This is a genomic window from Anaerosalibacter massiliensis, assembly GCF_024623155.1.
GTDB classification, from domain to species: domain Bacteria; phylum Bacillota; class Clostridia; order Tissierellales; family Sporanaerobacteraceae; genus Anaerosalibacter; species Anaerosalibacter massiliensis.
This window is the reverse complement of sequence record NZ_JANJZL010000005.1, coordinates 158,827-183,789: the sequence shown is the minus strand read 5'-3', so window position 1 is coordinate 183,789 and position 24,963 is coordinate 158,827. Positions and strand designations below refer to the sequence as shown.

The following is a 24,963-nucleotide window of genomic DNA, read 5'->3' as shown; positions in this document are numbered from 1 at the left end:
AGGATTATTCTACTATTATTTCTACTTTTTCTCCATTTTCACTTTCAATATCTACTATTTTTCCTTGGGCACCATCTTTAATAGCTTCTAATATTTCTTTTAAATCATTTTCATCTAGTCCAGCATCTTTTAGTTCAGGAACAAATTTATGAGACATTTTCATTCCTATATTTACAAGAGAAATAGGAACATTTACATTGACTTTTGTGTCTTTATCTGGTTCAATAACTCTTATCTTTAGCCATTTAGGAGTATTTTGATCAATATCTTCTACTTCTTCATTTTCTTCTAGAGTATTTAATAAACTAAGTCCTTCTTCTGCAGTTATTTTATTTTCTTCTACCATTTTAAGAATTTGCTTTTTTTCTTCGAACATTTAAAGCCCCCCTCTATTATTGATTTTTTAATAATTTTAATGCTTCTTGAGAATTTATTTCACCAGAACTAAGTTTTTCCAATACTTCTTTTTTATTTACTCTAGAGGTATATTCAGGACTATAACCTAAGGCTTCTATAACATCTTCTAATTTATTTCGTACAGTAGGGTATGATATACTTAGTTCTTTTTCTATTTCCTTTATATTTCCTCTATTTTTGATAAAAACTTCTATAAAATATTTTTGTTCATCAGAGAGTTTGCAGAATTTGCATAAAGTAAAATGGCCTTCTATATGAGTATCACAGTACTTGCAAGATAGTTTAGTAACTTCCATAGGTTTTCCACAAACAGGACATTTGCCTATAACTTCTTTTTTCATTTTTATCACCTTTCTTATAAAACAGTTATTTTGATTTCAGTATCTTTTCCTTCTTGAACGTATATAAAATTAAAAGGTCCACAATTCTTTAACTCTTTAAAGATTAAATTCAAATCTATTTCATTTAATATATTTAATGCTGTATTTAAATCTTTATCTATATTTTTTTTCTTTTTCAATGAAAACTTAGCTATAATTATTCCTATTTTAGAAAAAGATTTTAAAAACCAAAAATGTATACTAGGTAAATTTATATAGGTATTATCTTCTTCATCTTTTATAAATATTTTTAATTTAGAAGCTTTTTTAATCTTTTTTGTTTTAACAGATTCCTTTTTTATTAGTTTAATAGCTTTTTCACAATTAATTTTCCCCTGTTCCACCTGTTTAAGAATTTCGCTAATGCTATTTCCCAAAAAAACCCTCCTTTATAAAATACCTTAAATAAATTTGTCATATGAAGTTTTAAGGGTATAATAAATAATGTATTTAATAATATTATATTATCTATTATTTATAATGTCAATTATATATTTAAATATATTAATGTTTTTATTAAATATATTAAGTTTATAAAAATAAAAAATTAAGATGACTATAGATTTTATATATAGTAAATTAAGAATTATATACTTTATCTATAACTAATGTGAATATCCATTTTTGTTAGTATAATATATCTATATACTAGATAATAAGGAGGAATTTTAATGAGAAAAGAAGTAGATGCAAGGGGAGAAGCTTGTCCAAAACCTGTTATAATGACTAAGAAAGCATTAGATGGAATAAGTGATGGTATAGTATTGACCATTGTAGATAATGAAGTAGCAAAGGAAAATGTATCAAAACTAGCAAAGAGTTCAGGTTATGAATTTAAAGTAGATAAAAAAAGCGATAGTGAGTTCTATATTGAAATAACTAAGGGAGAGGCAGAAGAAGCTAATGTATGTATTCCTGATACATTTAAAGATATGACTATTGCCATTAGCTCTTCTACTATGGGAAATGGTTCTGAAGAATTAGGAAAAATACTTATGAAAAGTTTTATTTATACTTTAACTGAATCAATTCCATATCCAGCTACATTAGTATTTTATAATGGAGGAGTTCATTTAACTTGTGAAGGTTCTGAGGTAATTGATGATTTAAAGAAATTAGAAGAAGAGGGAGTAGAAATACTTTCTTGTGGTACATGCTTAGATTTCTTTGAGATTCAAGATAAGCTAAAAGTAGGTGGCATAACTAACATGTACACTATATTAGAAAAATTAAAAAATCCTACAAATACTATTACTATTAGTTAGGAGTATGTTATAATGATAGCTAAACAATTTGGAATTTTAACTTTTGAATCCACACATCATGCTATAGAAGGGGAGAAATTATTTAAGAGTATAGGATTAGATTTTAAAACTATACCTACACCTAGAGAAATAACTTCTAGTTGTGGCCTTTCTATTAAATTTTATTTAAAGGATATAAACAAAATTAAAGAAATAATTAATAAAAACAAATTAGCTATTAAAGGTATATATAAATTTTGGAAAGAAAATGGTAGAAATCATATAGAAAAAATTTGTTGTTAGGAGAGATATAATGCAAGGGACTTTAGAATTTTTAAAGGGCATATTTATAAATAAAAATGAAGATTTAACTATATTAGGCAAACTAATTAAAATAGCTTTAATATTCTTACTAGTAAAGATAGGTATCAAGATTTTCAATACTATAATAGATAAATCCATGGAAAGAAAAAGTAGACTTAAATTTGGCGTGGATGAGAAAAAAGCTAATACCCTTGCAGCTATATTAAAGAATTTGAGTAAATATGTATTTTATTTTATAGGACTTGTACCAGCGTTAGAGTTATTTGGTATAAAAACTACTTCTATACTAGCTACAGCTGGTATAGGAGGATTAGCTATAGGATTTGGAGCTCAAAGTCTTGTAAAGGATGTTATAACTGGTTTCTTTATTTTATTTGAAGATCAATTTTCTGTTGGAGATTATGTAAAAGTTGAAGGTTATGAAGGAATAGTTGAAGAAATGGGGCTTAGGGTTACTAAAATTAGAGGATTTTCTGGTGAACTATATATAATTCCCAATAGCAATATACAAATAGTTACTAATGGCACTAAAGGAGCTATGAGATCATTAGTAGAAGTAAGCATATCTTATGAAGAAGATATAGATAAGGCTATGAAAGTTTTAGAGAAAATTTGTAAGGAATTAAAAGATACAGAAAATAGTATTGTAGAAGGACCTACAGTTTTAGGAGTTTCTAAATTAGGTGAGTATGATATAGTTTTAACTATAGTAGCTAAGACAGATGCTATGGAACAGTGGAGAATAGAAAGGATTTTAAGAAAAAGAATAAAAGAAGAGTTTGATAATGAAAATATAGAAATACCTTATCCAAAAAGAGTAGTTATTGAAAAAAAGGTTTAACAGGAGGGTTTTTATGATTAAAAAATATAATGTAGGAGATATAGTTTCTTTAAAAAAACAACATCCTTGTGGAACAAATGAATGGGAAGTTTTAAGAACTGGAATAGATATGAAACTTAAATGCTTAGGGTGTGAGAGACAAATTTGGATACCTAGGATTGATTTTGAAAGAAGGGTTAGAAAAATATATAAAGATGGCAAATGGGAAAGTATTAATAAAAGTTAATATTGTTGTAACCAGATTATTACAAAGTTATAGCTGTATTTTTGTAAATTATAATTAGACAACTTACTTATAAAATGATAAAATATAAATTACAAAGCGTTTTATAGAACAGGAAAACGTTTTTTAAATAGGAGGTGCTCTTTGTGAGTTTAAGGTATGCTAAACGTATGGATAATATTAAAGCTTCAGAAATTCGTGAATTATTAAAGCTTACTCAAAAGCCAGAGGTGATTTCTTTTGCTGGTGGTCTTCCAGCACCAGAACTATTTCCAGTGGAGGAATTGAAGAAGGTATCTTTAAAGGTATCGGATGAACAAGGTACTGCTGCTTTACAGTATGGACCTACAGAAGGCTATGAGCCATTGAGAGAACAAATAACAAAAAGAATGGAGAAAATAGGTGTTAAAGCTAAACCAGAGAATATATTAGTTACTAGTGGTTCTCAACAAGGATTGGATTTTTCTGCAAAGATATTTATAAATCCAGGTGATATAATACTTTGTGAAAGTCCTAGTTATATGGGCGCAATAAATGCATTTAAGGCTTATGAACCTAAATTTATTGGAGTTCCTACAGATGAAGATGGTATGATAATGGAAGAATTGGAGGATATATTAAAAAATAATGATAGAGTTAGGTTTATATATGTAATACCAGATTTCCAAAATCCCTCTGGCAGAACATGGTCCATTGAAAGAAGAAAAAGACTTATAGAATTGGCAAATGAGTATAATATAGCAATAGTTGAAGATAATCCCTATGGAGAATTAAGATTTGAAGGAGAATATTATCCATCTGTTAAACATTATGATACCGAAGGTAGAGTCATATTTTTAGGTACATTTTCTAAAATATTCTGTCCAGGTTTAAGACTTGGCTGGGTGTATGCAGAAAAAGAAGTACTTAATAAATACGTTCTTGCTAAACAGGGTTCAGACTTACAATCTAGTACCATATCTCAAATGCAAATAGCTAAATTTTTAGAAGAATATGATATAGAAAAACATATTGAAAAATTGAAGGAAGTTTATAAGAACAGAAGAGATATAATGATTAATACTATGAAAGAAGAGTTTCCAGAGGAAGTTAAATTTACCAATCCTCAAGGAGGATTGTTTACATGGGTTGTTCTTCCAGAGTATATGAATGCAAGAGATTTAGCAGTTAAAGCTCTTGAAAAAAATGTAGCATTTGTTCCGGGAGGATCTTTCTTCCCAAACGGAGGCAATGAAAATACATTGAGACTTAACTATTCTAATATGGATGAGGAAAAAATAAAAATAGGAATTAAAAGACTTGCAGATGCTATAAAAGATATGATGAAAGAAACTCAAAAAGCATAGTGTATAAATTAATTAAAGCTATCTTAGAACTATTCTAAGATAGCTTTTTGTACAAATATATTGCAAAATAAAAATATAAATGTTATAATTCTATAGAATCCTTGCTCTAATTATAATTAGAGCCGTTAGGCCACAAGGAGGTGAAAATATGAATAAATACGAAGCAGTGTTAATTTTTGTGCCAAATATGGAAGAGGAAAAAAGAAATACTCTCCTAGACAAATTTAAAGGGATAATTGAATCAGATGGTACTATTACCAATATTGATGAATGGGGTAATAGAAAGCTTGCTTATGAGATAAATGACTATACGGATGGCTATTATGTAATACTTAATTTTGAGGCAAAACCAGAAGTTATTGACGAAATTAATCGAGTAGCCAAAATATCTGATGATGTTATGAGACATATGGTTATTAAAGAAGATAAATAAGGCTAAGGGTGGTGTTATTTTTGAATAATGTAGTATTAATTGGTAGACTTACGAGGGACCCTGAGCTTAGATTTCTTCCAGTAAATGGAACCCCTGTATCTAATTTTAGTTTAGCAATAGACAAACAAATATCAAAAGAAAAAAGACAAGAAATGGAATCTAAAGGGCAACCAACGGCAGATTTTATAAATATTGTTGTTTGGGGTAAGCAAGCTGAACATTGTGCTAATTATTTAGCTAAGGGAAGGCTTGCAGCTGTTCAAGGAAGATTGCAGTCAAGGTCTTATGAAGCTAAAGATGGAACTAGAAGGTATGTGACAGAAGTTGTTGCAGAGAGAGTTCAATTTTTAGAGTGGGGCGCTGATAATGGGAACAGAGGTTCAGATTATAACAGTAACGATTCGGATTTTCCAGATATAGAAGGCTTTCATCCAGTAGATGATGACGATATTCCATTCTAAAAAAGGAGGGGAAAAATTTGGTACAAAAAAGATATAGATCAAGAAAGAGAATTTGTAGTTTCTGTGCAGATAAAGTTGATCATATAGATTATAAGGATATAAACAAACTTAATAAATATATATCTGATAGAGGAAAGATATTGCCAAGAAGAATCACAGGAAATTGTGCAATACATCAAAGACAACTTACAAAAGCTGTAAAAAGAGCTAGACAAGTTGCATTACTTCCATATAATGCAGACTAGATAATAAAAGAGAGTGAGAGCTCTCTTTTTTTAATTGAAAAAAAGTTCTAATTAGTATATTCTTTATACAAATAAAGCATTAAATTTAAAGGGGATGATGATTTGAGTAAAAAAATAACGACAAAGTTTATATTAAAAACAGCCATGTCATTGGCAATAGCACTAGTATTTCAAATTGGATTAAAAGGGATTGGACAGCCTTTAGTAGGTCCATTAGTTAATTTTGTACTTATTATAACTGTATATCTAGTAGGAAGTTTATCTGGAATAATCGTAGGATTGCTTACTCCTTTAATTGCATTTTTCTTTGGAATCGTTCCATTTTTTCCTATAGTACCTTTTATAATGATTGGAAATAGTTTATATGTTTTCTTTTTTAATTTCTTTAAAGAAAGGTTAAATCCTTCTAAGGAAATTTTAGCTATTGTTTTTTCTAGTATTATAAAATATTTGTTTTTAACTATATCAATAAGGTATTTAGTAGGCTTTTTTGTAGAATTGCCATCTAAAATAATAATAGCTTTCTCTCTTCCTCAACTATATACTGCTTTAATCGGAGGATTTTTAGCTTTTATAGTTAAAAAATTTCTTCCTAAAAATATAATTTTCCGCCCTTAAATACTAAAGTATAAAAGGTTTTTTGTTTGACATACTCTCTATTACTCTGTATTATTTTAAATAAGACTTAATTTATTAAAAGGACTTTTTTGTTTTTTAGCCAAAATCAACTGTCCACCCCTTAGAGTCTAATAACTTTTGAAGTTGAAGCTTGCAAAAGCTTTAGCTGTCTACTTTAAGTCTTTCAATACATGGTTAGCCATGGTAAGTCGACTACATTATTTAGGCTATGACACCCTCGGATGATACCCTAGTCCGTTGCTCTGTCGAGTGTATGTAAAATGTTCTGAGGGGGGACAGTCATATAAATTTAAAAAAACTTTATAATATTGAGTAAGGGCAATTACTTGTTTTGTAGTTCAAGGATATGTGTTGAGTCTACCTATTATAAAAACTACAATGAATTGGCAGTTTATCCCCTTTTTTATAGGTGGAAGGCTTTTTGCCAAGGAATAATTAAAAGTAGAGGGTGAAGTGGATATGAAAAAGGGTAAAAATATAGATATTATTAAAAATGTTAAAATGATTGAATGGTTAAAATGTGAATTATTAACATCTATAGCTAAATTATTTGAACTTCTGGCAAAAGGAGTTGAGAATGCAAAAGAGGATATATTAGATATAATATCAAATATAATACTCGTTTCATACTTATTGGGTAAGAGATTAGGTCTAAGTTATGATATGATAAATTTAAAAATAGAAAACAAAATAAAACTTGGAATGATAGAAGAACATAAAGTAGAACAATGGTATGGAGATTTAAGTGAGTTGAAAGAAAATTTTGGTATTAGAAAAGAATAGGAGTGAAGGTTTTGAATCAAACAAACAATAATAGTAAACCCTTTTTAGAGTCTATTTTAGCAATTGGTATATCTACAATATATATGTTGATAGCTATATATTTTTTACCTATAATAGGTATACTTTTTCCTATTTCTTTTGTAATACTAGGAATTAGGAATGGTATAAAATATAACATAAGTAGCATGATAATATCTACCTTACTTTTAGGATTAGTCATAGATAAAACTACAGGACTATTTATATTAATAGCTTTTTTACCTATAAGTATAGTTTTAAACTATTCTATTAAAAAAAGGAGAAATTCTCAACAAATTCTACTATCTACAACTATTGTAGGGATACTTTCTTATATATTTATTATGATTTTATTTGGAAAAGTAACTGGAGTAGGTCTTGTAAAACAATTGGAAGAGTCTTTTTCACAAGCTATAAAATTTCAAATGGATTTACTAAAAGATAGAGGAATTAGCTCTTCTCAGATAAATGAAACTAAAGATGTTTTAAAAAATTTATATGAATATATAGTTTTAATGTTACCATCAACTGTAATTATATTCTCAGTTTTCACTGCTTTTTTAAATAGTTTAATTTCAATATATATTCTTAGAAAAATAGGATATGGAATAGTATCTGTACCTAAATTTTCTTATTTTAAATTGCCAGATAATGTTATTTTAGGAACAATAGTAATTTATATAGGAGTATTTATAATAAAAATTTTAAAAATACCATATTATAAAACCATACTTATAAATGTAACATCAATAGTTTCCTTTTTCTTTTTTCTAGAGGGGTTATCTGTAATAATATTTTATTTAAATAAAAGTAAATTAAACAAAGTAATTAGAGGAATTATTATAATTTTTACAATACTAGCTGTTCATTTAAATCCAATTATTTCTATTATAGGATTTTTGGATATAATATTTGATTTTAGAAGAATAAGAAGGAAAGTATAATTCCTTTAGGAGGATATTTATGAAGTTAAAAAATTATTTTAAATTTCTTACACCAGATATGAAAGTATCTTTATTTATTATATCAATATTAGTGGTTATTTTAGCATTGTATAAGCCACTAATAGCTTTCTTCGGTATTTTGGTACTCATATACCTAGTATATTATTATTTTAAGGATATGCGTATTAGAAAAGAAGAATGGACTATGTATGTAGAGGGATTAGAAGAAAAATTTAACTCTCTAACTGAACGTGCAGTGTTTAATATGCCTGTTCCCCTTATTATAATAGAAGAAGATGGTACTATAAATTGGTATAACACAAAATTTTTAACTATGGTTGAAGAAGAAATATTAAACAAGAAAATAGGGGATTTAATACCAGGAATAAAGATAGAAGATATTTTTGACCAAGAAGATAAGAGACCTATAGAGGTGAGATTTAAAGAAAAATATTATAAAATATATTATAATATGGTTGATAATAAAAAGATGACAATTTCTAAAAAATCCATTGCTATGTTATATTGGATAGATAATACTGATTTTATATTACTTAAGGAGAGATATATTGACGAAGATACAATTGTTTGTATAGCTCAGGTAGATAATTATGATGAAGTTAGGGGAAATACTGATGAAGTAAATAGACCTATTGTATTTGCAGAAATAGACAAAAATATCAATGCTTTTGCTTCAAGTATAAATGGATTTGTAAGGAAATATGAAAATGATAAATATATGATTATATTCGAAAACAAATATTTAAACCGATTAGAAAGTAAGAAATTCCATATATTAGATAGAATAAGAGAAATAGATTTAGGAAATAAGATTCCAATTACATTAAGTATGGGCATAGGGATAAATGGCAAAACTCCTAATGAGTCCTATGAATATGCAAAAGCAGCAATAGATATTGCACTAGGAAGAGGAGGAGATCAAGCTGTTTTAAAAGATAATGATAAATTAAGCTTTTACGGAGGTAAAACTAAAGCAGTAGAAAAGAGAAATAAGGTTAAATCTAGAGTTATATCCCATGCATTAAGACAGCTTATAGACCAATCTGAAGAAGTATTTGTAATGGGTCATAAAAATGCAGATATGGATTCTTTTGGAGCTGGAATTGGAATATTAAGAGCAGTTAAAAATAGGAATAAAAAAGGCTATTTAGTATTGAAAGGTTCTAATCCATCTATTAAAAATATTTATGATAGAATGATGAAGGAAGAACCTGAATATTTAGATGCAATTATAACTCCAGAAGAAGCATTAGCCATGGCAAATAGATCATCTCTTTTAGTAGTGGTCGACAATCATAAACCTAGTTTTACAGAAGAACCAAAGCTATTGAATATGATAGATAAGGTAGTCATAATTGACCATCATAGAAGAGGTGCAGAATTCATAAAGAACCCTATTCTTATTTATCTAGAACCATATGCTTCTTCCGCTTGCGAACTAGTAACTGAAATTTTATATTATATGACAGATAAGATGGAATTAACTAGATTTGAAGCAGATGCGCTATTAGCGGGAATAAGTGTAGATACTAAAAACTTTACTTATCAAACTGGAGTAAGAACTTTTGAAGCGGCATCTTTCTTAAAGAGAGCAGGTGCAGATACAACTTCAGTAAAACAATTATTTAAAGATGACTATCACACTTATATACTAAAAGCAGATGTAGTTAAAAATGCTTTCATTGTTCATGATAAGATAGCTATATCTAGATTAGAAGAAAATATTGATGATTCGGTGCTGATAGCAGCTCAGGCTGCTAATGACCTTTTAAATATCAATGGTGTAATGGCTTCCTTTGTGCTTACCTTAACTAATGGTAAAGTTCATATTAGTGGAAGATCTTTAGGACAAATAAGTGTTCAATTAATATTAGAAAAATTAGGTGGTGGAGGTCATTTAACTAGTGCTGGTACTCAACTTAATGATATAACTATTGATGAGGCTGAAAAAATGCTTATAGATTCAATTGATAAATTTTTAAAGGAAGGTGAGGAAGAATGAAAGTAATATTATTAAAAGATATAAAATCATTAGGGAAAGCAGGTGATTTAGTAGAAGCTAAAGATGGATATGCCAGAAATTATTTATTCCCTAAAGGATTAGCAATAGAAGCTACAGAGGGGAATCTTAAAACTTTAAGGGAAAAGAAAAAAGTTGAGAAAAAGAAAAAGAAAGAAGAATATAATGAAGCATTAAAATTAAAAAAGAAACTTGATGAAAATAGTGTAGAAATAAAAGGGAAAGCTGGAGAGGGTGGAAAGCTTTTTGGCTCTATTACATCAAAAGATATATCAGCTGCCCTTAAAAAACAATATAATATTAAAATAGATAAGAGAAAAATAGATTTAAATGAGAATATAAAAACTCTTGGGACAACTATTGTAGATGTGAAAATATATCCAGAAGTTGTAGCAAGTCTTGCGGTAAAAGTTATAGAAGAGAAATAAAGAGGTGGTTAATATAGATGCTCAAGTTTTAGGGAAATTACCTCCTCATAGCTTAGAGGCAGAGCAGTCCGTACTAGGAGCCATGATAGTAGATAAAGAGGCTATCAATACAGCTGTTGAGACAATCCAACCAAATGATTTTTATAAAGAAGCCAATAAGGAAATATATGAAACTATACTTGAATTATATAACAAAAATGAACCTGTAGATCTTATAACTCTTTCTGAAGAAATGAAAAGAAGAGGTACATTAGATAGTATTGGAGGTATTGGTTATTTAACTAGCCTTTCTGGTGGCGTTGCAACTACAGCAAATGTAGAGTATTATTGTAAGATAGTAGAGGAAAAGTCTACCTTAAGGCAACTTATTAAATCTTGTGATGAAATAGTATCTAAAAGCTATGAAGATAGTGAAGATGTAAATGCCATAATTGAAAAAGCAGAAAAAAATATATTTGATATAACTCAAGGAAGAAATAATGATGGTTTTTTCCCAATAAAAGAAGTTCTATTAGAAAGCTTTACAAAAATTGAAGAGATGTCTATGAAAGGTGATGGACTTACAGGACTTACTACAGGATTTATAGATATTGATGACAAACTTTCTGGATTACAAAAATCTGATTTAGTGCTTTTAGCGGCTAGACCAAGTATGGGAAAAACTGCATTAGGGTTAAATATTGCTTTAAATAGTTCATTGGAGGCGAATGCAAATGTGGCAGTATTTAGCCTTGAAATGTCTAAGGAACAATTAGTTCAAAGAATGTTAAGTTCCATATCCCATGTAGATTTACAGAATATAATTAGTGGAAAGCTTGATGAAGATGAATGGGTGAAGATAATTGAAGCTATGGGTCCACTATCCGAAACCAATATATACATTGATGATACAGCAGGTATATCTCTTATGGAAATGAAGGCAAAATGCAGAAAGCTAAAGATAGAAAGTGGATTAGATTTGGTAGTTATAGATTACTTACAGCTTATGCAGTCAGATACACCTCATGAAAGTAGACAGCAGGAGATATCTTCTATATCAAGAGGTTTAAAAGCTTTAGCTAAAGAGATGGATTGTCCAGTCTTAGCCCTTTCACAACTTTCACGTGCTCCTGAATTAAGATCTGACCATAGACCTATACTCTCAGACTTGAGAGAGTCAGGAGCTATAGAACAAGATGCAGACGTAGTAATGTTTCTATACAGAGATGAGTACTATAATGAAGATTCAGATAAGAAAAACATAGGAGAAGTTATTGTTGCAAAACATAGAAATGGTCCAACAGGAACTGTGGATTTAGTTTGGATGGGACAATATACTAAATTTGTAAACTTAGAAAAGTATAGAGACTAGAATTTTAAATGAGACTAAAATGGGTATAAGTATATATGGTGAGGAAGTTGAAGGGAGGCATATTATGGATAACAAACAAATTTTATCTGTAAATAATACGGTTAAATGGATAGGGGTATTAGACCCTGGATTAGTAACTTTTGATGTGGTCATGGAGACTAAGTATGGAACCACTTACAATTCTTATTTTATAGATGCAGAAAAAAAGACTATAATAGAAACATCTAAGGAAAATTTTAAGGATGAATATTTAGATAAAGTTAAGAGAGTAGTAGATCCAGAAGAAATAGAATATATAGTTTTAAATCATACAGAACCAGATCACTCAGGAAATTTAAGGTATTTATTAGAAATAGCTCCTAATGCAACAGTAGTAGGTAGTAGACCAGCTATAAATTTTTTAAAGCATATGGTAGGTAAAGATGATTTCAAACATATGGTAGTAAAAGATGGCGATACTTTAGATTTAGGTAATAAGACCTTAAAATTTATAGCTGCACCATTTTTGCACTGGCCAGATACTATGTACACTTATTTAGAAGAAGACAATATATTATTTACTTGTGATTCCTTTGGATGTCATTTTTGTGATGAGAGAATGTTTGATGACCTTGTAGATGACTTTGATGATGCTTTCGATTATTATTTCAAAGTAATACTACAACCTTTTAGTAACTATATGCTAAAAGCTATAGATAAAATAAAGGATATAGACATAGACATTATATGTCCAGGACATGGTCCAATTTTAAGAGATAATTGGCAAAAATATGTGGAACGTTCGAAAAAAATGGCAGAACAAGCAGATAGAAAACCAGAAAGACATAAAGTGTTTATACCATATGTATCTGCATATGGAAATACAGAAAAAATTGGAGAAAAGATTGGAGAAGGGATAAAAGCAGCAGGAGATGTTGATGTTGAAACAATGGATGTAGAATTAGTGGATTTAGATATTATTAAAGAAAAAGTAGAAGAAAGTACTGCAATAATAATTGGTTCTACCACTATAAATCAAAATACATTACTGCCTATTTACAAGCTTCTTTCTATGATAGATCCTATAACTAATAAAGGCAAATTATCTGGAGCTTTTGGTTCCTTTGGATGGAGCGGCGAAGCAGTAAAGATTATACAGGACAATTTGAAGAATTTAAAATTAAAATTATATGATGATAAGGGGCTTAAAGTTAATTTTATACCATTTGATGAAGCACTTGAAAAAGCTTATGAGTATGGAAAAGGATTTGGCGAAAAACTAGTAGAAAATGTAAAATAGTACTTCGAGGAAATTTCCTCGAAGTATTGTTTACTAAAATAGGATGGTTAGATATGGATATAATTAGAGGAAATAAAGTTAAACTTATCCCATTAAAACTAGAAGATGCCATATATATGAAAGACTGGGGAAAACATGAGACTCCCCTGTTAAATGATTATAATTTTCCTTACTCAAAATATGAAGATATAGCGGAATGGTATGATTATAAAATAAATAGTAGAAATAAAAAATATTTTGCTATTTATAATGAAGAGGGAAGAGTTATAGGATATCTAGGTATCAAGGGTATAAGAAAAATTAGGAAGAAGGCGACCTTGGGAATAGTATTTGATCCAAATTATGTAGATAAGGGCTATGGAACAGATGCTATAAAAACTTTTATAAATTATTTTTTTAATAAAATGAAAATGAGAACTTTATTATTAGAAGTAGCCAATTTTAATAAAAGAGCAATAAAATGTTATGAAAACTGTGGTTTTATAAAATATAAAAAATATCTTACTAAATATCATGATCAAACTATAGATAGGGAAAACCCATATTTTAAAAATGAAGAAAGTTGTTTTGTAATAAAATGGAATAAGATATATAATTATATTTATAAGATGAAGATAGATAGAAATACTTATCGTGAAACAAGGGGAGAAAGTGATAAAAACAATATTTAGCATAAATCTTGGAGAGCTTCTGGTGTTATAGATAGTTAAAAAAGTAGGTGAACTTTAATGAGTTTTAATTTGGAAACTACAGAAATAGATTTAGGGGATACTCCAATAGAAAATATATTTATAAATGATTTTATGCCTATGGCAGATGGAACATATGTGAAGGTATATCTTTTAGGGTTTAAATATGCTTATGATAAAGATAGAGATATAAAAGTTGATAATGAAACTATTGCTAAAAATTTAGATATTCCTCTTTCAGATGTTTTAAGAGCTTGGGATTTTTGGCATAAAAAAGGTATAATAGAAAAGATCCCTAAAGAGGATAGAGATGAATATAATTATGGAATTAAGTTTTTAAATCTTAAACAGCTTTATATAAAAAATAATTATAAGCCTGTTTCTTCAAACTCTAATATAGATGTTCAATCTAATAAAGCATATACCTGTTCTGAAAAAGATCTCATAGAAGCTAATAATATAAAAACTATAAATGAAATGTTTAATTCCATTGATTATATTATGAGAAGGCCATTAGTCCCTAATGAAAAGAAGAAAGTTCTAGAATGGATGTATAATTATAATATGAATCCTGATATAATAGTTAGAGCATTTTTTTATTCAGTAGAAAAAAAGGGCATAAGGAAAGTAAACTATGTAGAGGGAATAATTAGAAATTGGTATGATTCTGGAATAACAAATGTAGAAGCTCTACAAGAGCAATTAAAGAAAAAAGATAAAAAGTATTATAGATATGAGAGAATAATGCAGTACTTAGGCTATAGGAAGGAAATTCCTACAGAGAGTCAAATGAAAGTTATAGATAAATGGTTTAATGAATATAGTTTTTCCTTGGAAATAGTTTTAAAAGCTTGTGAGAACACTAATAAAACTTCAAATCCAAGTATTAACTATATAGATGGAATACTGTCTTCATGGTATAACAAGGGAATAAAGACTATAGATGATATTGAAAAGAAAGATAAATTGCCAGAAAATAAGGATAAGGCATATGAACAGGGAAAATCAGGAACAAAAAGGCAGGTTAGATCTACTGGAAGACCAGTAAAAACCAGATTTCATAATTTTGAGCAGAGGACTTCCAATTATAGTTCCGACGAATTAGAAGAAATTGCAAGAAAAAAAAGAGAAGAATATTATTTTAAAATTAAAGGGGATGATTAACAGTCAACAAAACATTATAATACTTTATAAAACATACTTGATTTTTATTAATGTCTGTAGTAAATCTTAATCAAGAGGTGGTATTTATGAAATATTATCAAATAGGAGAATTTTTAAATAATAACCGTATTCAGTTGTAGACTTCAGGGCAAAAGAGCTAATAAGGCTAAGAAGATGATTAAGGAGTTGGCTAAAGGTGATTAGAGGCATTAAAGTACAACTCAAACCAAATAACAAACAAAAAACTAAATTATTTGAATCAGCAGGAGTGGCAAGATTTGCGTATAACTGGACATTGAATAGGCAGCAAGAGAATTATAAAAATGGTGGTAAATTTATTTCAGATAAAGATTTAAGAAAAGAATTTACAAAATTAAAACAAACTAAAAGATATAAATAGTTAAATAATTTTAGTAACAATATTACAAAACAAGCAATAAAAGATGCATGTAATGCTTATATCAGATTTTTTAAAGGTGAAAGTAACTTTCCAAGATTTAAAAGTAGAAGAAGAACTAAACCAAGTTTTTATGTAGATACAGACAAAATACAATTTACTGATACCCATGTAAAATTAGAAAAACTAACTACCAGCAGAAAGAAAAACAAGCAACAATTTAACTGGATAAGATTGTATGAGCATAGAAGAATACCTTATGGTAAAGGTGTTAAATATATTAACCCAAGAGTATCATTTGATGGGGTAAACTGGTGGATAGCAGTGAGTATAGAATATCCTGATAATATAGAAATACCCACAAATGAGGGAATAGGAATAGATGTAGGTATAGAAAAATTAGCAGTTGTATCAGATGGAAATATTTATAAAAACATAAATAAAACTAAAGAAATAGAGAAACTAGAAAAAAGAAAGAAAAGACTACAAAGAAAGGTATCAAGAAAATATGAAAAAGGAAGGGAGGGAGACCGTTACAAGAAAACTAAAAATATTATAAGGCTAGAAAATCAACTTAAAAAGTTAAACCAAAGGCTTACAAATATTCGTCATAATTACTCCCACCAAATAACTACTGAAATAATAAAGCGAAAACCAGGCTTTATTGTAGTAGAAGATTTGAATGTATTAGGGATGATGAAGAATAAGCATTTATCCAAAGCTATACAATATCAAGGATTTTATGAATTTTATAGACAACTTCAATATAAATCAGAATGGAATAATATAAAGTTCATAGTGGCAGATAGGTTCTTTCCCAGTAGCAAAACTTGTAGCCAATGCGGTTCATACAAAAAGAATTTAAAGTTAAGTGATAGAAAATATATCTGCGAAGATTGTGGCTCTATATTGGATAGGGATTTAAATGCTAGTTTAAATCTTAAAAACTATGGTCAGGAAATAGCCTAAATCACTTAAACGATACTATTTCCATGTACCCATACGTTAGTGGGGAATTTAAGCCTTTGGAGTGCTAGATCACTTGAGTAGGATTAATCCGAAAAAGAGTATGATGATTAAGGAATGAAACGTAAACTTTTATAAGTTGGTTATAGAGTTTTATAAGTTTTCATTAACGGAATAGCCTATGGATAAAAGTATTTTAAATGATATTTTAAGTGAATATGAAAAAAAGAGGGATAAAGCTAAGTATGAGCAAAAATTAAGACAAGATGAAGTATATTTAAAAGTACCTGAAATTAAACAAATTGATGATAAAATATCTAAAACAGGATTTCTAATATCTAAGGCTATTTTAACTAATCATAAAAGTTATGAAAAAAATTTGAAGGAAATAAAGGAAAAAATGAAAAAATTAAAAATGAGAAAAGCATTCCTTCTTACAGAAAATAATATACCTTTAGAATATTTAGATGTAAATCATGAATGCAATAATTGTAAAGATACAGGATATCTTGAGAACGGAGAGAAATGTAATTGTTTTAAACAAGCTCTTATAAGAAGGGCTTATAAGATGTCAAATATTGAAGATAATTTAGATAAGGAAAATTTTAAAACCTTTGATATAAATATATTTCCCAATAAACCTTTTCAAGATGAAAAACTAACTCCTAGAGAAAATATGATGAATATATTAAGTATATCTGAAGGTTTTGTAAATAACTTTAGTGAAAAAAATGGACAAAATCTTCTTTTTTATGGGAGTACAGGATTAGGGAAAACTTTTATGTGCAATTGTATTGCAAAATCATTATTAGATAAGAATAAAATAGTTGTATATCAAACAGCTTTTACTATATTAGAAATAATAGAAAATCATAGATTTAATAAAAAAGAGAAAAAATTTGATTATGCAGATTATAATTATTTATTTGAAGCAGATTTACTAATAATAGATGATTTAGGAACAGAAGTGTCAAATACTTTTACTAATGCAGAAATATTTAATATAGTAAATACAAGACTTATAAGTGGCAAAAAGACTATTATCTCAACTAATTTAACACCTAAAGAAATATCTGATATATATACAGATAGAGTGTTTTCAAGGATTCTTGAAAAATTTATACCATTAAAATTCTATGGACCAGATTTAAGGTGGGAAGGCTAATATATAGTTAAAGTAAATAAAAAGAGCTTAGAATTTTCTAAGCTCTTTTTTTCTATGGCGACCTGGAAGGGACTCGAACCCTCGACCTCCAGCGTGACAGGCTGGCATTCTAACCAACTGAACTACCAGGCCAATATATGGTGACCCTACCGGGATTCGAACCCGGGATACCGCCGTGAAAGGGCGATGTCTTAACCGCTTGACCATAGGGCCATATTTTGTACAAAAATAAAACCAATTATATATTACCCTAAAACAAAGGGCTTGTCAATAGTTTTTAAAAATTATTTAAGAATGTATCGTTTTAAATAAGATCGAAGCAAGTCTAGAAGAATAATTGGACTAGAGATAAATCAGAAAATAGTAAATAACGACGTTAAGGCAAGAAAAATCTAGGATTTCTAAATATTTTTTCATTTTTAGCTTATAAATATAAAGAAATGTCGAAGGGAAAATCTTGAAGATATTTAATGTTTAATGTATGATAAATATATAGAGAATTTATACAAAATTCAAAATACAATTCATAAATGTTTCTGGCATCATAAATTTTTAAAAAACAAAGTTTTATAGTATGCATATGTAAACTTAAATAATATAAAGCATATATAATAGTAGATTATTTAGTATTAGCTCTATGACATACTTATTTGCAAAATGATAAAAGCATTGTTCCAGTTATATAATGCATAATATTTTAATATTCATATAACGGGTTGAAATAAATAATTAAATTAAGGAGGTGAAATTAATGGATATTATTAAACAAGGGGTTTTAAACACAGATCTTATAAAAATAGAACCAAAGAATAATCCTCCCATCACAACAGATCAAATAGGTCATCGTATATGTACAAATGAAGGCAGCGGTAATGGCAGTTATAAATGTCCATTTCTTGCTGCAAGCCCATGTCCTATACTTTAACACCAGATGTATAGTATTATATTTGAAATAAAATTTATTTAAGTTATTACTTTGTAGAAAATACGTTGCATGACATAATAGTCTTAAAATATAATTGTATTTTAAATAGATTATTAGTCATGCAACAATCTTATATAATAAATTTGATATTGAAGGTAAATTTTTAACAATTCAAAATTATAGGGGATATTAAGAATTAATGATAAAAAATGATCTGAATAAGAAAGCCTTAAAATTAAAAAAATCTTTTTATAATATAGTGGTGAGGGAATTGGAAAATAAAGACATTCTATTATATAATAGCTTATCTGGTGCTTTTGGTATTATGAATGACAAGGGAAGACATATATATGAGAATATAGAAAATATTAAGGAATTAAATACGGAAGATGAAATTAATATATTAAATTGTATGAAGTCAAATGGTTTTTTAGTAGAACAGGATATTGATGAAAGGTTATTAATTAAAACTTTAAAGAATTTTCAAAGATTTAGTTCAGAAACTTTAGGTTTGGCAATTGTGCCTACATTAGATTGCAATATGGCCTGCCCTTATTGTTATGAGAAGAAAGGAGATATATATATGACTATAAGGGTAGCTGACGACATAATTAAATTTATTGAAGAATATTTATGTAGTAATACTATTGATAACATACACATTTCTTGGTATGGAGGAGAACCTCTACTGAGCATTGATATCATATCATATATCTCAAACAAAATAATTGACCTATGTAAGAAGTTTAAAAAATCATATAATGCATCAATAGTAACAAATGGAACTTTGCTAGATAGAGAGACAGCTAAAATTTTATATGATTTGAAAATTACACATGCGCAGGTTACATTGGATGGAACAAAGGAGGTAAACAATAATAGAAGACGTTTAAAGAATGGTTCTGATAGTTTTGAAATAATAACTAGCAATATTATTAATTGTGCGGATATAATTCCTATAACTGTAAGATGCAACATAGATAAAAACAACATTACTGGAATGGACGAGTTATACAATTTTTTCTTTAGGAATGATATAAATTTTTATATAGCACCTATTGAAAAACAAACTGATGCATGCAGTGTAAATACGGATAAATGTTTTTCATATAAAGACTTTAGTACCATTGAATTTGATGTATTAAGACAAATGTATACTAATAATAAAAATATAGATAATATATCCTATCCAAGTGTTAAATTTTTACCATGCTCAGCGTTGTCATCTAAATCATATGTAATTGATCCATATGGCAATTTGTATAAATGTTGGTGTGAGATTGGAGACAAGAACAAGGCAGTAGGTACGATTAAAGATGGTATAGAATTAAAGGGAAATCTTATAAAATGGTTATCTATAGAGCATGATAAAAAGTGTAACCAATGTAAATTATTTCCGATTTGTCTAGGTGGATGTCATTTAAAGGCAATAGAAGGCAAAGAGTTAGAGTGTCCATACGATGTAATTAATTTCAGAGATAAACTTGAATTGTATTATGAAGATTATGCAAATAAAAATAGAATAAATGATAAGATTAATACTATTTAAGTGTATAAAATTAGTATATTCAAGTAAGGGGGAGAAAATATGGACATATGTAGTATAAAGCATAAAAAAATGACATTGATATTTATTTTAATCTTTTTAACTTCAATGATATTAACAGGCTGTACTACATATACCGGAAATTCAACTGAAAGATATCTGAATAAATATATTGAAAAGAATTATATCGGATTAAATCTAAAAGATGGAGATTATATAAAAGATTTTAGTATATTAGATAAAGACATAAGAAAACATGATGTTTTTCTAGCAGGAGAGGCACATGGTGTAAAGATGAACTATGATTTGCAGTTAGAATTAATTAAATATTTGAATAATAAAGCAGATGTTAGGTACATTTTAGGGGAGTTTGGATATAGTGTTGGTGAACATATAAATAAATATTTAGACACAGGGGATGAAAAGATATTAGAATATGTTGTTAAAAATTCTGAGGGTTCAATATTTGGAAGCAATGAGTTTTATGAATTCCTTAAAAAAATACAAGAATATAATACTACTATTGCTGAAGATAAAAAAATAAAATTTGTAGGAATTGATTTGGAAATGAAATTATCTTTTGCTGTAGATTATTTGAGTTCAATTATATCAAGCAAAGAAAAGATAGCCAGTACTCCAGCTTTAATAGAGAGGTTTGAAAAAGAAAAAAATAGTATTAATAGTATTGAAAATTATGATAGATTTGTAGATTTATTAAATTTATTACAAAAAGATATAGAAGGAAATGTAAGTAAATATAAAAAGTACTTAGGAGATAGATATTTTGATTTTTGTATGGTATTAGATAATATAGTTGTTCATGTTTCTACTGAAAAAGATTCTTATCATAAAATTAGGGAAAAAAGTATATATGATAATTTTAAAGAAATGTATAATGTTTGTCAAAAAGGTAAGTTTTTTGGTCAATTCGGAGATGGACATGTATATCAAGAGAATATTATGGATTATTTATATAATAATAAAAGATTTGGAATGTATTTAAACAAAGGTGATTCACCTGTTAAAGATAGAGTATTGTCTATAAGCTATGGTTATAAAGATTGTTATGATAATGAACATTTATCTGATGAAAATTATGGGAAGGAAATTACACCAGTAAATATAAATAATATAGATATTATTGATAAGTATTTGGATGCAGATGTAACAGTATTTAAACTTAATGGAAAAAAGTCTCCTTTTAAGGATGAGCTTTATTTTGTACCAAATGCAGATAAAGGGGTGACAACGGATTATTTTCAATATCTAATAATTATGAAAGATTCATCAGCACTTACTCCTTTTCAATAGATATCTATAATCAGATAGATTAAAATATATTTAAATATGATTAAGAGATTTTATAAAATATATTTTAAATTGACAATAGGTTATAGAATGTTATATCTATAGAAAATACTTCTTCTAAGAATCTTTTCTTTAAAATTAAGTTCTGCAGTGAAGAATTAAGCACTTCTATAAAATTTATTCATATAGATAAAAGATTATATTTATAATTTTAATAATACTAAACTAGGTAAAGAAAATAAGCTTATAGTTATAGAAAAGTTAAAGTATTAAAATAGATTGATTGGATGATATTTGAATAAAGATCTAGATTAGAAATAAAAGGAATGATATTAATGCAATAATAACTGTGGAGTTAATAAAAAAGTTTGGCATAAAATCAAATTTTGAATAAATAACAAACAAAGTGATTTTATTATATTTATTGGGCCAGATATTGTGAAATTGGAAGAAAGCGGTTGATTTATATGAAAATATTTAAATTTATTAAAAAATACATATTTAAGTATAAATTACAATTGTTTATATTTTTCATACTTAGTATTCTTTCATGGATAATATCAATTTCAATACCTTATATAACCGGTAATTATATAGATTCATTAATATATTCTCAAAATAGTTCTACTATATTTAATTTTACTATGAAAATACTTCTCATAGGAATTGTAAGCATAGTGTCATCATTTATAATGAATTATTCTTATGTTAAACTTCAAACAAAATCTGCTATTGATTTGAACCTTGATGTATTAAATCATATTTTTAAGCTTCCAATACTTTATTTTAAGGACATAGATACTACATATTTGAATCAAAGAGTTAATTCCGATAGTAATACTTTAGTTTCATTCATATTGAATAATATGTTAGATTCAATAATTAAATCTCTAACCCTTATATTTGTATTTTATATTTCCATTAGAATAAATAGAAAACTAACTATATTATTGATACCATTTATTCCACTATATTTAGCAATATATTTTATATTTAAAAAACCATTATTTAAATCTGGACATGATTTGAAAGAGAAGCAAAATAAGTTTTTTTCAAAAATGAACGAGCAATTATACAATATAAAATTGATTAAGTTAAATTCTACTTTTGAGGAATCTGGGGAACAGCTTAGAGAAAATTTTTCAACAGTGTTAGTATCCCTTTTAAAATATACAAGAATATCATATATTTTTTCAAGTAGTGATTCAATGACTGTGACTATATACCAAATAACAATATTTCTATTTGGAGGAATGGAAATAATCAATGGGGGTTTAACTATAGGTCAATTTACTATAATAAATAGCTATTTTTCTATGATTATGGAATGTATAAGCTATTATTTAAGTCTAGGAAAATCTTATCAGGATGCCTTAGTTTCTTATAATAGATTGGAAAAAATATTAAATCAATCAAAGGAGGCTAATGGAGATAAAACATTAGATACTATTGATACAATAATTCTTGAAAATGTTTATTTTTCATATGATTATACGAGGAATATTATAAATGACTTTAACTATGAATTTAAAAAGGGAAGTATTTATTGTATTACTGGACGAAATGGAACAGGGAAAAGTACATTTATTAATTTAATACTGGGACTTTTCAATGATTATTATAAAGGAAATATATATTATAATTCATTGGAATTGAGAAAATTAGATATGTATAGTGTTCGAAAAAGAATTATAGGTATTAGTGAGCAAGAACCTAGACTAATTAATGATACAATTAAAAAGAATGTAGTTTATGGTATTAATAAATATAATTATGGTGATATTGAAGAATTATTAAAAAAATTGAACTTTGACTTAAATAAATTTTCAAAGGGTATAAATACAAGTCTATATGAGGATGCAAATAATATATCTGGAGGTGAAAAATTAAAAATATCTCTTACAAGAACATTTTTAAAAGATCCAGATGTGATTATATTAGATGAACCTACATCAGTATTAGATATTAATAGTATTGAAAAATTAAAATTTATATTAAATCAGATAAAAGAATATAAAATAATTATTATAGTTACTCATAGTAAAGAAATTTTAGATATAGCAGATGAAGTTATTAGTTCAAATGAAATATGCTATAATTTGAATGATAAAATTAATGTATATCAAAGTTAGTTTAAATATATTCAGTGATATGTCAAATTTATATAAAATGTTTAAACATCAATGCTTTTGTATTTGCTAAATACATTATTATATTTCACACTGTGTATTCAAGTAAGGGGGAGAAAAAATGAACATATGTAGTATAAAGCATAAAAAAATCACATTGATATTTATTTTAATCTTTTTAATTTCAGCGATATTGACGGGCTGTACTACATATACCGGAAATTCAACTGAAAGATATCTGAATAAATATATTGAGAAGAATCATATAAGTTTAAATTTAAAAGAGAAAGATTATATAAAAGATTTTAGTATACTAGATAAAGACATAAGAAAACATGATGTTTTTCTAGCAGGAGAGGTACATGGTGTAAAGATGAACTATGATTTGCAGTTAGAATTAATTAAATATTTGAATAATAAGGTAGATGTTAGGTACATTTTAGGGGAGTTTGGATATAGTGTTAGTGAACATATAAATAATATTTAGACACAGGGGATGAAAAGATATTAGAATATGTTGTTAAAAATTCTAAGGGTTCAATATTTGGAAGCAATGATTTTTATGAATTCCTTAAAAAAATACAAGAATATAATACTACTATTGCTGAAGATAAAAAAATAAAATTTGTAGGAATTGATTTGGAAACGAAATTATCTTTTGCTGCGGATTATTTGAGTTCAATTATATCAAGCAAAGAAAAGATAGCTAGTACTCCAGCTTTAATAGAGAGGTTTGAAAAAGAAAAAAATAGTATTAATAGTATTGAAAACCATGACAGATTTGTATATTTATTAAATTTATTACAAAAAGATATAGAAGGAAATGTAAGTAAATATAAAGAGTACTTAGGAGATAGATATTTTGATTTTTGTATGGTACTAAATAATATGGTTGTTCCTATTTCTACCGAAAAATATTCTTATTTTGAAATTAGAGAGAAAAATATATATGACAGTTTTAAAGAAATATATAATATTTATCAAGATGGTAAATTTTTTGGTCAATTTGGATATGGACATGTATATCAGGAAGATATTATGGGCCCTTTATATAAAAGTAAGAGACTTGGAATGTATTTAAACGAAGATGATTCACCTTTTAAAGATAGAGTATTGTCTATAAGCTATGGTTATAAAGATTGTTATAATAATTATTATTATTTATCTAATGAAAATTGTAGGGAAGAAATTACATCAGCAAATATCAATAATGTAGATATTATTGATATTTGCTGATATAACAATATTTAAACTTAATGGAAAAAAGTCTCCTTTTA

At 27.2% G+C, this 24,963-nt stretch carries 28 protein-coding genes, 2 tRNA genes and 2 pseudogenes; 27 read left to right on the top strand and 5 right to left on the bottom strand.

All coding sequences use genetic code 11. From position 1 onward, the window contains the following. Positions 1 to 4: 4 nt before the first annotated feature. From NSA23_RS09695 to NSA23_RS09685, 3 genes are read right to left on the bottom strand one after another with little or no spacing between them, the layout of a single operon-like run. Positions 5 to 376, bottom strand: a complete 372-nt coding sequence (locus tag NSA23_RS09695; RefSeq protein WP_042679094.1) for an SHOCT-like domain-containing protein — start codon at positions 374 to 376, stop codon at positions 5 to 7. Between the two features lie 16 nt (positions 377 to 392). After that, a complete protein-coding gene (locus NSA23_RS09690) occupies positions 393 to 758 on the bottom strand; it encodes a DUF2089 domain-containing protein (RefSeq protein WP_042679096.1) in 366 nt (121 codons plus the stop codon). 14 nt (positions 759 to 772) lie between these two features. After that, positions 773 to 1,174, bottom strand: coding sequence for a hypothetical protein (locus NSA23_RS09685; RefSeq protein WP_042679098.1), 402 nt, complete (start codon positions 1,172 to 1,174; stop codon positions 773 to 775). Positions 1,175 to 1,468: 294 nt separating this feature from the next. Here NSA23_RS09685 and yedF point away from each other — a divergent pair, with 294 nt between their 5' ends. The 21 genes and pseudogenes from yedF to NSA23_RS09580 all read left to right on the top strand — a co-directional run bounded on the left by yedF (position 1,469) and on the right by NSA23_RS09580 (position 17,778). Continuing rightward, on the top strand, positions 1,469 to 2,062 hold the full coding sequence (gene yedF / locus NSA23_RS09680; protein ID WP_042679101.1) for a sulfurtransferase-like selenium metabolism protein YedF: 594 nt from the start codon (positions 1,469 to 1,471) through the stop codon (positions 2,060 to 2,062). Positions 2,063 to 2,074: 12 nt separating this feature from the next. After that, positions 2,075 to 2,344 (top strand): putative Se/S carrier protein, encoded by a 270-nt coding sequence (locus NSA23_RS09675; RefSeq protein ID WP_042679103.1) that lies wholly within the window; start codon positions 2,075 to 2,077, stop codon positions 2,342 to 2,344. Positions 2,345 to 2,354: 10 nt separating this feature from the next. Further along, complete coding sequence (locus tag NSA23_RS09670) at positions 2,355 to 3,206, top strand: mechanosensitive ion channel family protein (protein WP_042679105.1); 852 nt, start codon at positions 2,355 to 2,357, stop codon at positions 3,204 to 3,206. A gap of 13 nt (positions 3,207 to 3,219) precedes the next feature. Beyond that, complete coding sequence (locus tag NSA23_RS09665; protein WP_042679108.1) at positions 3,220 to 3,432, top strand: DUF951 domain-containing protein; 213 nt, start codon at positions 3,220 to 3,222, stop codon at positions 3,430 to 3,432. 143 nt (positions 3,433 to 3,575) lie between these two features. After that, positions 3,576 to 4,775 carry an aminotransferase-like domain-containing protein gene (locus NSA23_RS09660; RefSeq protein ID WP_042679109.1) on the top strand — a complete coding sequence of 400 codons (1,200 nt, stop codon included), beginning with the start codon at positions 3,576 to 3,578 and terminating at the stop codon, positions 4,773 to 4,775. Positions 4,776 to 4,923: 148 nt separating this feature from the next. Next, on the top strand, positions 4,924 to 5,208 hold the full coding sequence (gene rpsF, locus NSA23_RS09655; protein WP_042679111.1) for a 30S ribosomal protein S6: 285 nt from the start codon (positions 4,924 to 4,926) through the stop codon (positions 5,206 to 5,208). 20 nt (positions 5,209 to 5,228) lie between these two features. Continuing rightward, positions 5,229 to 5,669, top strand: a complete 441-nt coding sequence (locus NSA23_RS09650) for a single-stranded DNA-binding protein (RefSeq protein WP_042679113.1) — start codon at positions 5,229 to 5,231, stop codon at positions 5,667 to 5,669. Positions 5,670 to 5,686: 17 nt separating this feature from the next. Next, the gene (gene rpsR, locus NSA23_RS09645; protein ID WP_081915158.1) at positions 5,687 to 5,914 is read left to right on the top strand and encodes a 30S ribosomal protein S18; all 228 of its coding nucleotides are present in this window, start codon (positions 5,687 to 5,689) and stop codon (positions 5,912 to 5,914) included. Between the two features lie 102 nt (positions 5,915 to 6,016). After that, positions 6,017 to 6,532 (top strand): ECF transporter S component, encoded by a 516-nt coding sequence (locus NSA23_RS09640; RefSeq protein ID WP_050069707.1) that lies wholly within the window; start codon positions 6,017 to 6,019, stop codon positions 6,530 to 6,532. A gap of 480 nt (positions 6,533 to 7,012) precedes the next feature. After that, positions 7,013 to 7,336, top strand: a complete 324-nt coding sequence (locus NSA23_RS09635; RefSeq protein WP_042679117.1) for a MazG-like family protein — start codon at positions 7,013 to 7,015, stop codon at positions 7,334 to 7,336. A gap of 11 nt (positions 7,337 to 7,347) precedes the next feature. Next, complete coding sequence (locus tag NSA23_RS09630; RefSeq protein WP_042679119.1) at positions 7,348 to 8,298, top strand: YybS family protein; 951 nt, start codon at positions 7,348 to 7,350, stop codon at positions 8,296 to 8,298. Between the two features lie 19 nt (positions 8,299 to 8,317). After that, on the top strand, positions 8,318 to 10,321 hold the full coding sequence (locus NSA23_RS09625; protein ID WP_257490470.1) for a DHH family phosphoesterase: 2,004 nt from the start codon (positions 8,318 to 8,320) through the stop codon (positions 10,319 to 10,321). Then, on the top strand, positions 10,318 to 10,767 hold the full coding sequence (gene rplI / locus NSA23_RS09620; protein WP_042679121.1) for a 50S ribosomal protein L9: 450 nt from the start codon (positions 10,318 to 10,320) through the stop codon (positions 10,765 to 10,767). Before NSA23_RS09625 ends, rplI begins: the two co-directional genes overlap by 4 nt. A gap of 4 nt (positions 10,768 to 10,771) precedes the next feature. Next, complete coding sequence (gene dnaB, locus NSA23_RS09615; protein ID WP_257490469.1) at positions 10,772 to 12,118, top strand: replicative DNA helicase; 1,347 nt, start codon at positions 10,772 to 10,774, stop codon at positions 12,116 to 12,118. Positions 12,119 to 12,182: 64 nt separating this feature from the next. Then, positions 12,183 to 13,397, top strand: coding sequence for an FprA family A-type flavoprotein (locus tag NSA23_RS09610; RefSeq protein WP_042679182.1), 1,215 nt, complete (start codon positions 12,183 to 12,185; stop codon positions 13,395 to 13,397). 53 nt (positions 13,398 to 13,450) lie between these two features. After that, complete coding sequence (locus tag NSA23_RS09605) at positions 13,451 to 14,068, top strand: GNAT family N-acetyltransferase (RefSeq protein ID WP_042679122.1); 618 nt, start codon at positions 13,451 to 13,453, stop codon at positions 14,066 to 14,068. Positions 14,069 to 14,125: 57 nt separating this feature from the next. After that, positions 14,126 to 15,250 carry a DnaD domain protein gene (locus tag NSA23_RS09600; RefSeq protein ID WP_042679124.1) on the top strand — a complete coding sequence of 375 codons (1,125 nt, stop codon included), beginning with the start codon at positions 14,126 to 14,128 and terminating at the stop codon, positions 15,248 to 15,250. A 117-nt stretch (positions 15,251 to 15,367) separates the two neighbouring features. Beyond that, positions 15,368 to 15,454, top strand: a pseudogene (locus NSA23_RS09595) (IS607 family transposase); the annotation flags it as partial. Continuing rightward, positions 15,447 to 15,650, top strand: a complete 204-nt coding sequence (locus tag NSA23_RS09590) for a helix-turn-helix domain-containing protein (RefSeq protein ID WP_246119168.1) — start codon at positions 15,447 to 15,449, stop codon at positions 15,648 to 15,650. The pseudogene NSA23_RS09595 and the gene NSA23_RS09590, both read left to right, overlap by 8 nt. A 15-nt stretch (positions 15,651 to 15,665) precedes the next feature. Then, positions 15,666 to 16,616, top strand: a pseudogene (locus NSA23_RS09585) (RNA-guided endonuclease InsQ/TnpB family protein); the annotation flags it as partial. A 178-nt stretch (positions 16,617 to 16,794) separates the two neighbouring features. Then, positions 16,795 to 17,778: an ATP-binding protein gene (locus NSA23_RS09580; protein ID WP_042679126.1), complete on the top strand. Its 984-nt coding sequence runs from the start codon at positions 16,795 to 16,797 to the stop codon at positions 17,776 to 17,778. 55 nt (positions 17,779 to 17,833) lie between these two features. On the opposite strand, the gene NSA23_RS09575 is transcribed toward NSA23_RS09580, so the two are convergent. Both NSA23_RS09575 and NSA23_RS09570 read right to left on the bottom strand, forming a co-directional pair. Further along, a tRNA-Asp gene (locus NSA23_RS09575) sits at positions 17,834 to 17,910 on the bottom strand. Between the two features lie 6 nt (positions 17,911 to 17,916). Beyond that, positions 17,917 to 17,991 (bottom strand) — tRNA-Glu (locus NSA23_RS09570). A gap of 538 nt (positions 17,992 to 18,529) precedes the next feature. Between NSA23_RS09570 and NSA23_RS09565 the strand changes: the two genes are divergently transcribed. The 6 genes from NSA23_RS09565 (at position 18,530) to NSA23_RS09540 (ending at position 24,922) form a co-directional block, all read left to right on the top strand. Then, positions 18,530 to 18,703: a hypothetical protein gene (locus NSA23_RS09565; RefSeq protein WP_187116624.1), complete on the top strand. Its 174-nt coding sequence runs from the start codon at positions 18,530 to 18,532 to the stop codon at positions 18,701 to 18,703. Positions 18,704 to 18,974: 271 nt separating this feature from the next. After that, entirely contained in the window at positions 18,975 to 20,252 is a 1,278-nt protein-coding gene (locus tag NSA23_RS09560; protein ID WP_257490468.1) for a radical SAM/SPASM domain-containing protein, read from the top strand. Positions 20,253 to 20,291: 39 nt separating this feature from the next. Next, the gene (locus NSA23_RS09555; RefSeq protein ID WP_042679131.1) at positions 20,292 to 21,560 is read left to right on the top strand and encodes a TraB/GumN family protein; all 1,269 of its coding nucleotides are present in this window, start codon (positions 20,292 to 20,294) and stop codon (positions 21,558 to 21,560) included. Between the two features lie 464 nt (positions 21,561 to 22,024). After that, entirely contained in the window at positions 22,025 to 23,689 is a 1,665-nt protein-coding gene (locus NSA23_RS09550; RefSeq protein ID WP_042679184.1) for an ABC transporter ATP-binding protein, read from the top strand. Positions 23,690 to 23,807: 118 nt separating this feature from the next. Then, the gene (locus NSA23_RS09545; RefSeq protein ID WP_042679133.1) at positions 23,808 to 24,173 is read left to right on the top strand and encodes a hypothetical protein; all 366 of its coding nucleotides are present in this window, start codon (positions 23,808 to 23,810) and stop codon (positions 24,171 to 24,173) included. A 152-nt stretch (positions 24,174 to 24,325) separates the two neighbouring features. Next, on the top strand, positions 24,326 to 24,922 hold the full coding sequence (locus tag NSA23_RS09540) for a hypothetical protein (protein ID WP_042679135.1): 597 nt from the start codon (positions 24,326 to 24,328) through the stop codon (positions 24,920 to 24,922). Positions 24,923 to 24,963 lie beyond the last annotated feature (41 nt).

Excerpts from the sequence above, each read along its gene's own strand:
- NSA23_RS09555 (WP_042679131.1), top strand. The coding sequence starts at position 20,292 with ATGGACATATGTAGTATAAAGCATAAAAAAATGACATTGATATTTATT.
- NSA23_RS09605 (WP_042679122.1), top strand. The coding sequence starts at position 13,451 with ATGGATATAATTAGAGGAAATAAAGTTAAACTTATCCCATTAAAACTA.
- NSA23_RS09665 (WP_042679108.1), top strand. The coding sequence starts at position 3,220 with ATGATTAAAAAATATAATGTAGGAGATATAGTTTCTTTAAAAAAACAA.
- NSA23_RS09565 (WP_187116624.1), top strand. The coding sequence starts at position 18,530 with ATGGATATTATTAAACAAGGGGTTTTAAACACAGATCTTATAAAAATA.
- NSA23_RS09625 (WP_257490470.1), top strand. The coding sequence starts at position 8,318 with ATGAAGTTAAAAAATTATTTTAAATTTCTTACACCAGATATGAAAGTA.
- NSA23_RS09690 (WP_042679096.1), bottom strand. The coding sequence starts at position 758 with ATGAAAAAAGAAGTTATAGGCAAATGTCCTGTTTGTGGAAAACCTATG.
- NSA23_RS09580 (WP_042679126.1), top strand. The coding sequence starts at position 16,795 with ATGGATAAAAGTATTTTAAATGATATTTTAAGTGAATATGAAAAAAAG.
- yedF (WP_042679101.1), top strand. The coding sequence starts at position 1,469 with ATGAGAAAAGAAGTAGATGCAAGGGGAGAAGCTTGTCCAAAACCTGTT.
- rpsF (WP_042679111.1), top strand. The coding sequence starts at position 4,924 with ATGAATAAATACGAAGCAGTGTTAATTTTTGTGCCAAATATGGAAGAG.
- NSA23_RS09610 (WP_042679182.1), top strand. The coding sequence starts at position 12,183 with ATGGATAACAAACAAATTTTATCTGTAAATAATACGGTTAAATGGATA.
- NSA23_RS09545 (WP_042679133.1), top strand. The coding sequence starts at position 23,808 with ATGAACATATGTAGTATAAAGCATAAAAAAATCACATTGATATTTATT.
- rplI (WP_042679121.1), top strand. The coding sequence starts at position 10,318 with ATGAAAGTAATATTATTAAAAGATATAAAATCATTAGGGAAAGCAGGT.
- NSA23_RS09635 (WP_042679117.1), top strand. The coding sequence starts at position 7,013 with ATGAAAAAGGGTAAAAATATAGATATTATTAAAAATGTTAAAATGATT.
- NSA23_RS09675 (WP_042679103.1), top strand. The coding sequence starts at position 2,075 with ATGATAGCTAAACAATTTGGAATTTTAACTTTTGAATCCACACATCAT.
- NSA23_RS09550 (WP_042679184.1), top strand. The coding sequence starts at position 22,025 with ATGAAAATATTTAAATTTATTAAAAAATACATATTTAAGTATAAATTA.
- NSA23_RS09695 (WP_042679094.1), bottom strand. The coding sequence starts at position 376 with ATGTTCGAAGAAAAAAAGCAAATTCTTAAAATGGTAGAAGAAAATAAA.
- NSA23_RS09670 (WP_042679105.1), top strand. The coding sequence starts at position 2,355 with ATGCAAGGGACTTTAGAATTTTTAAAGGGCATATTTATAAATAAAAAT.
- NSA23_RS09600 (WP_042679124.1), top strand. The coding sequence starts at position 14,126 with ATGAGTTTTAATTTGGAAACTACAGAAATAGATTTAGGGGATACTCCA.